At 36.0% G+C, this 536-nt stretch carries 1 protein-coding gene; it reads right to left on the bottom strand.

Features of this window, described 5'->3' with window-relative positions:
• Nucleotides 1–79: 79 nt before the first annotated feature.
• The coding region (locus Q4Q50_RS22355; RefSeq protein WP_311901232.1) for a hypothetical protein at nt 80–536 on the bottom strand (457 nt) is incomplete at its 5' end.

The raw sequence follows: 536 nt of genomic DNA, 5'->3' as shown, positions 1-536 counted from the left end.
AAAAACAGCTTGCTATAATGCCTGAGGAACGAAGGACAGCAAGCTGTTTTTTGTCCTTTTGAATGGCTTGTTATATGTACTATTGCATAAGAATGTCAGATAAAAACTTAACACTATTTATTTCTACTTTCTCTTCAGATGATTGCAAAGCCAGTTGGACATGAGCAAGACCTGTAGAAAATGTGACTGGTACTTGATAAACAGCATATGTAACGCTTGGGCTACCGATTGGTGAAAGTGTTTTCCAATTTTGAAGTTCTGCTTTACCAATTGATTGAAACTCACCTAGTTTTGAAAATTTATTAAGGTACAAAGTCCACTGCTCTGGTGTTGCACCGTTAAAGCCCTCTTCTGACATCAACTCTTGATAAGAAGTTTGATCCCATGAAGCTAACTTCGGAATCGCTTCAGCAATATAAGGTTCGAATACAGCCTCTTTATCTACGGTATTGATTGATGTTACAACTCCAATGCCAATAAAAAATATAATAACGCTTAAAAAACCAAAACCTAGATATTTGAAGAACTTTTTCACC

The sequence above is a fragment of the Shewanella scandinavica genome, from assembly GCF_031932065.1.
In the GTDB taxonomy this organism is placed as follows: domain Bacteria; phylum Pseudomonadota; class Gammaproteobacteria; order Enterobacterales; family Shewanellaceae; genus Shewanella; species Shewanella baltica.
The sequence above is the reverse complement of the archived record's forward strand: the minus strand, read 5'-3'. Positions and strand labels throughout refer to the sequence as shown.